This window comes from Rikenella sp. (assembly GCF_056799795.1).
Genome location: NZ_JBQIQO010000015.1, coordinates 21,091 through 27,185, shown reverse-complemented (window position 1 = coordinate 27,185; position 6,095 = coordinate 21,091). Strand labels below are relative to the sequence as shown.

The 6,095-nt window shown below is 59.5% G+C and carries 5 protein-coding genes; 1 reads left to right on the top strand and 4 read right to left on the bottom strand.

Translation table 11 applies throughout. From position 1 onward, the window contains the following. Positions 1-551 precede the first annotated feature (551 nt). The 4 genes from ACTO3O_RS05250 to ACTO3O_RS05235 form a co-directional block, all read right to left on the bottom strand. Positions 552-1,658 (bottom strand): LptF/LptG family permease, encoded by a 1,107-nt coding sequence (locus ACTO3O_RS05250; protein WP_297830366.1) that lies wholly within the window; start codon positions 1,656-1,658, stop codon positions 552-554. After that, the gene (gene tgt, locus ACTO3O_RS05245) at positions 1,655-2,785 is read right to left on the bottom strand and encodes a tRNA guanosine(34) transglycosylase Tgt (RefSeq protein ID WP_297627734.1); all 1,131 of its coding nucleotides are present in this window, start codon (positions 2,783-2,785) and stop codon (positions 1,655-1,657) included. The genes ACTO3O_RS05250 and tgt overlap by 4 nt, the downstream gene beginning before the upstream one ends. 186 nt (positions 2,786-2,971) lie before the next feature. Then, positions 2,972-3,121: a hypothetical protein gene (locus ACTO3O_RS05240; RefSeq protein ID WP_297830364.1), complete on the bottom strand. Its 150-nt coding sequence runs from the start codon at positions 3,119-3,121 to the stop codon at positions 2,972-2,974. A 51-nt stretch (positions 3,122-3,172) separates the two neighbouring features. Further along, positions 3,173-3,382, bottom strand: a complete 210-nt coding sequence (locus ACTO3O_RS05235) for a hypothetical protein (protein ID WP_297830362.1) — start codon at positions 3,380-3,382, stop codon at positions 3,173-3,175. Between the two features lie 1,175 nt (positions 3,383-4,557). Here ACTO3O_RS05235 and gadC point away from each other — a divergent pair. Further along, the gene (gene gadC, locus ACTO3O_RS05230; protein WP_297830360.1) at positions 4,558-6,060 is read left to right on the top strand and encodes a glutamine/gamma-aminobutyrate antiporter GadC; all 1,503 of its coding nucleotides are present in this window, start codon (positions 4,558-4,560) and stop codon (positions 6,058-6,060) included. Positions 6,061-6,095: the final 35 nt, after the last annotated feature.

Here is a 6,095-nt window from a genome sequence, read left to right as displayed (position 1 = left end):
CCCCCCCCCCCGCGGCTCTGCGAGCCGCAAAAGCACTGCCCCGTGTACGCCTCACTGCGGCTCCGCTGTCGCTCCGCCGCATTTGCCGCCCGCTGGGATTTCATCTCGATTTTGCTGACGCAAAACGAGCGAAATCCCCATTTAGGCAGGCGGGCGACGGAGTTCGCGCGCCGTTCTTTGTTCGCGCGCCTGGGGAAATCTTGTCCAAAGCGCAAGTCGCTTTGAATGATTTCCTACTCCGGCGGTCGCGCGCGGTCGAGCTTTGTCCCGTCTGAAACTGCCCTGCGCGGGCGGCGTCCGGGTGACCCCGGCGGGACGGAGCGAAACTACGTTTCGCTTACTTGTTTACTTCGCCCTATTCTCTGTTCGCGCGCCTTGCGCGATTCATCTATAATTCGGCTACCGCCGAAATAGTTGAATCGCTCCTTTCGACGGATGCTAACGCATCCTAAAGCTGCCGACGGCCCAAATCCCTAAAACGCGCAGCACGGCGATCCAGTTCTTCGTTCCGCAGCCCCAACCCCATCAAAAAACAGGCCACGAAAAACCGCCTACTTCGGCGCCTGACGGTAAAGGTAGACCCCGATCGCGGCATAAATCACGTTCGGAAGCCAAACGGCTATCACCGGAGGCAGCATTCCCCCTTTGGCAAACTCGCCCGTAAAACGCATCAACACGATATAGGTGAAACAGAGCGTGATCCCCACCCCGATATGCAGCCCCGTCCCGCCACGCACTTTGCGCGACGAGAGCGACACCCCGATCAAAGTCAACACGAACGTTGACAACGGATAAGCCCACCGCGAATAGGCCTCGATCTGGAAAATCGGCACCATGTCCGACCCTTTGGCCTGCTGCTGGCGGATGAAACGCCGCAAACGCACCGAGTTCATCGTCTGAACGAGGTTCTGCGTCCGCCCCAGCTCGGCAGCGATCAGGTTGATCGCCGTGTCCAACGGCGTGGTGTATTTCGTCAGTATTTCGCGCTCCCCCTCATAGTGCCGCGTGAAGTATTTCGAAGCCTTCCACCGTCCCGTCAAGGTGTCGAACCGGACGTTCTGCGCTTCGAGCGTGCTGACGATATTCCCGCCGTCGTAACTCTCGATGGCGAAGTATTCGGCCACTTTGCTCTTGTCCTGAAACCCCCGGATGTAGACGAACGTCCCGGGTTCGAGCTGCCGGTAGATGTGGGGTTCGTAAGCCGATTTGTGTTTCCCCATGTACTTCGCCTCGAAAGCCAGCCGCCGGGCATTGGCCTCGGGAATCAGAAAGAGGTTCAGGCTCAGGCTCAGAACGGTGATCAGCAGGGCCGAGACGAAGTAAGGCCACATGAGCCGCCGAAAACTGACGCCGCTCGACAGAATGGCGATGATTTCGGTGTCGTAGGCCATCTTCGAGGTGAAGAAGATGACGGCGATGAAGGTGAAGAGTCCGCTGAACTGGTTGATGAAATAGGGGATGAAATTGACGTAGTAGTCGAGCAGAATGGCCGACACCGGGGCATGTCCCTCCAGGAAGTCGTCGATTTTCTCGGCGGCGTCGAAGATGACGACGATCAGGATGATCAGACCGATGGCAAAGAGATATGTCCCCAGAAACCGGCGCATGATGTACCGGTCGATGATCTGCAGTTTGAGTTTCTTGAGTAGTCGTATCATAGCCTCCGGCCCAGTTTTTCGACCATTTCGGCCTTCCATGCGGCAAAATCGCCCGCCACGATCCGCTGCCGCGCCTCGCCCACGAGCCACAGATAAAAGCCCAGATTGTGCAGCGACGCAATCTGCGCCGCCATCATCTCGCCGGCGACGGTCAGGTGGCGCAGATAAGCCTTCGTATAAGCCGTATCCACGAAGGTGTGCCCCATCGGATCGATGGGCGAGAAATCCTCCGCCCACTTTTGGTTACGGATATTAATGATCCCTTCGGAGGTGAAGAGCATCCCGTTGCGCCCGTTGCGCGTCGGCATCACGCAGTCGAACATGTCCACGCCCCGTTCGATCGCCTCCAAAATATTGATCGGCGTCCCCACGCCCATCAGGTACCTCGGCCGGTCGGAGGGGAGGATTTCGTTCACGACCTCGATCATCTCGTACATCACCGGCGCGGGTTCCCCCACCGCCAGCCCGCCGATGGCATAGCCGTCGGCGTCGAACTGCCGGACGAATTCGGCCGATTTCCGACGCAGGTCGGCATAGGTGCATCCCTGCACGATCGGAAAGAGGGACTGGTGGTAGCCGTACGGGCAATCGGTCTTGACGTATTGCGCAAAACAGCGTTCGAGCCACCGTGCCGTCCGGTCCCACGATTTCGAGGCGTAGTCGTACTCCGCCGTCCCCGGCGGACACTCGTCGAAGGCCATCATGATATCGGCTCCGATCAGGCGCTGGGTGTCGATCACGTTCTCGGGCGTAAACAGATGCCGCGAGCCGTCGATATGGGACTGGAAGCGGCACCCCTCTTCGGTCAGTTTCCGGATGCCGGTGAGCGAGAAGACCTGGAATCCGCCGCTGTCGGTCAGAATGGGGCCGTCCCACCCCGCGAACCGATGCAGACCGCCGGCTTTATATAAGGTGTCGGTTCCGGGCCGCAGGTAGAGGTGGTAGGTGTTTCCGAGGATGATCCGGGCGCGGACTTCGTCGCGGAGGTCGCGGTGGAAGACGCCTTTGACGCTGCCGACGGTGCCGACGGGCATGAAAATCGGGGTGGGTATCTCGCCGTGGTCGGTGCGGAGCATGCCGGCTCGGGCCCGGGAGTTGGGATCGGTATGTTGGAGGGTGAAACGCATGGTGTCTTTCTAAACGCAAATGTAGGGCTTTTATTCTTTCGGCCCCGGTACGGAGGCGAAATTTCCCGACGCTGGCGCTAAATTGACAAGTCGACCGCAAGGCCGGTTGTTTGGGGTAGCCGTCGGGCAGAGGCGTCTGGTATTTAGGGTAAATCCGGCCGTCTTTCGAGTGTTTCGCGTCCCTGTTTATTCCGAGAGGCAACGCAACTGAAGACCGATAGCCCGGCCGGGTGTGCTGCTGGGGTTAGAACCGGCCGTATAGATGTCCAGACAGACTCCGCTGGTACCGCTGATTGCGGAAGACCAGTTATACCCGCAGTTACCGACGCCGTTCAACGCGCCGGAAATATGGCGGCGGAAGCCCGGGGCGGGGTCTCTCCTGCCCGTTTATTCCGAGAGGCAACGCAACTGAAGACCGTGGCCACGGCTGCTCACGTAGCTGGGACTGAGGTACTGCGTGTAGAAGCCCAAGAACACGCCGCTAGTCCCGCTAAAGGAGGAAGACCAACTGTACCCGTCGTAGCCGACGTACGTCAGAGCGCCCAATCGCCCGTCATTGCCTGCGTCGCGGAAGCCCGGGGCGGGGACGCTGGGCATTTTGCTGACAGCTTTTACACCTTTTGGCGATGTCTTTCCTAACTGTCCCAAGGCCTGCGACCTTTACGGGTCGCAAAAGAACGGCTCAAAGCGAGACCAACTGTTCGCTCCCATTCACCACTCCATTCTCAGAAATTCGTCCTCGGCGCGCCCCCCACGCGCCGCTGATGCGTCGCTCTCGCCGAGGACGGCGATTCCTCACGGAATCGCGCTATTCGCTTTTGGTTTAAGCGGGTCGCCGCCAGCGGAGAGCAGCAACGAGCTCCGCGAAGTTGCAGTCCGCCGCGTGGGGTGGCGGCGAACTGCGCGCCCCAAAGGGTCGCAAAAGCACAGCCCCAAGCACTGCCCCGTGTCCGCCTCACTGCGGCTCCGCTTGCGCTCCGCCGCTGCCGCTCAGCACTTGAAAGATGGGCGTATCTACTCCTAAACGTCGCCCGTGGCAATTCTTGCCGGATTGGCCGAGAGCCAACCGGCAGAATATGCCCTCTTAAGCGGGCGGGCGACGGGGTTTTCGCGAGCGGATCGAATTTTTTCACACGTCGTTCTTTGTTCGCGCGCCTTGCGCGATTCATCTATATTCGGCAATGAGCCGAAATCGCTGAATCGCTTCTTTTGGCGGGGCGCGCGTCTGTCCTACAGGAGGGTACTGCCCTTACGCCGGGCGGGCGGTGCCTCCCGGCACTCGGAATGGGCAGCCTCTACCCCAAGGCCGCCTCTACTCCCGTTCTCCATTCGCGCGCCCCGCCTAAAGGAGCGCGCGGTCGAGTTTTGTCCTGCCTCGAACTGTTCTCTTTGTGAACAAAGAGAACAGAAAAACTTTAGACGGATGCTGATGCATCCTCAAACTGCCGGCGGCCTTAACCAATACGACAGCCTCGGCCCAACCCTATGTCTGCGCGACTCTCTCATAGCGAAAGAGATATAAACAACAGATTTTCTTCGAGTTAAAATCTCGGCTTAAAAAAATCTCGCGAAACGGAACGAAATTGCACGCTCTTTGCAACACTGTGTCGCGAACCGACAACACGTCGTCCGAAGGCTCGCTCCCCCGGCCCCCATCGAGAAACCGGCCGAAGCCTGCTTCGAACGACCGAACGTCCCGGATACCACCATTTACGACGAAAGAATTATCGAACCGAAAATCAAGTTATTCATTCTCTAAAACCTATCCGATCATGGCAAGTTCTACCAAATCCACCGCGGTCAAGCTCAGCGTGATGACGCTGGCCATCATGAACATCGCCGCCGTGGTGAGCCTACGGGGGCTTCCGGCCGAAGCCACCTACGGACTCAGTTCCGCGTTTTACTACCTCTTCGCCGCCATCGTCTTCCTGATCCCGACGGCGCTCGTGGCTGCCGAACTGGCCGCCATGTTCTCCTCCAAGCAGGGCGGCGTCTTCCGCTGGGTGGGCGAAGCCATGGGAACCCGGGCCGGATTCCTCGCCATCTTCCTCCAGTGGGTCGAAAGCACCATCTGGTTCCCCACCGTGCTCACCTTCGGAGCCGTCTCCATCGCCTTTATCGGCATGAACGAAGTCCACGACATGACCCTCGCCTCGAACAAACTCTATACGCTGATCGTCGTGCTGGCCATCTACTGGATCGCGACCTTCATCTCGCTCAAAGGCTTGGGGTGGGTCGGTAAGGTCTCGAAAATCGGAGCCATGGTCGGCACCATCATTCCGGCCGGGCTGCTGATCGTCTTCGGCGTGATCTACATCGCCACCGGAGGACAGAACCACATGGACATGAGCCAGAGCTTCTTCCCCGACCTCTCGAAATTCGACAACCTCGTCCTCGCCTCCAGCATCTTCCTCTTCTATGCCGGGATGGAGATGATGGGCGTCCACGTGATGGATGTCAAGAATCCCGACCGGAACTATCCGAAAGCCATCTTTATCAGCGCCGCCGCTACCGTGCTGATCTTCGTGCTCGGCACCTTCGCCCTGGGCTTCGTGGTGCCCGCCAAGGACATCAACCTGACCCAGTCGCTGCTGGTCGGCTTCGACGGCTACCTGAAATACCTCCACCTGACGTGGGCGACCCCGGTGATCGCCGTGGCACTGGCCTTCGGCGTGCTGGCGGGCGTGCTGACCTGGGTGGCCGGCCCTTCGAAAGGGATCTTCACCGTCGGACGCTCGGGCTACCTGCCGCCGTTCTTCCAGAAGACCAACAAACTGGGCGTGCAGAAGAATATCCTCTACATCCAGGGCGGGGTGGTGACCCTGCTGGGGCTCCTGTTCGTCATCATGCCGTCGGTGCAGTCCTTCTACCAGATACTCTCGCAGCTGACGGTCCTGCTCTACCTCATCATGTACATGCTGATGTTCGCCTCGGCCATCGTGCTGCGCTACCGGATGCCGAAGGAACAACGCCCGTTCCGGATCGGTCGCCAGGGCAACGCGCTCCTGTGGCTGGTCGGCGGTGTCGGGTTCTGCGGCTCGCTGCTGGCCTTCGTGCTGAGCTTCGTGAAGCCGGGCTCCATCTCGGGCATCAGCAACGGCATGTGGTTCGGGGTGCTGATCGTCGGGGCGGTGATCGTGGTGGCCACGCCGTTCATCATCTACGCGCTGCGCAAACCGAGCTGGCGCGACCCGAACTCCGATTTCCAACCGTTCCACTGGGAAACTCCCGCTGCGACGCCGGCGCCCGGAACGGCCGATTCGAAAACCCACTAATTCACTCTATTATATAACCTTTTAAAAACTTATCT

Excerpts from the sequence above, each read along its gene's own strand:
- ACTO3O_RS05250 (WP_297830366.1), bottom strand. The coding sequence starts at position 1,658 with ATGATACGACTACTCAAGAAACTCAAACTGCAGATCATCGACCGGTAC.
- ACTO3O_RS05235 (WP_297830362.1), bottom strand. The coding sequence starts at position 3,382 with ATGCCCAGCGTCCCCGCCCCGGGCTTCCGCGACGCAGGCAATGACGGG.
- tgt (WP_297627734.1), bottom strand. The coding sequence starts at position 2,785 with ATGCGTTTCACCCTCCAACATACCGATCCCAACTCCCGGGCCCGAGCC.
- gadC (WP_297830360.1), top strand. The coding sequence starts at position 4,558 with ATGGCAAGTTCTACCAAATCCACCGCGGTCAAGCTCAGCGTGATGACG.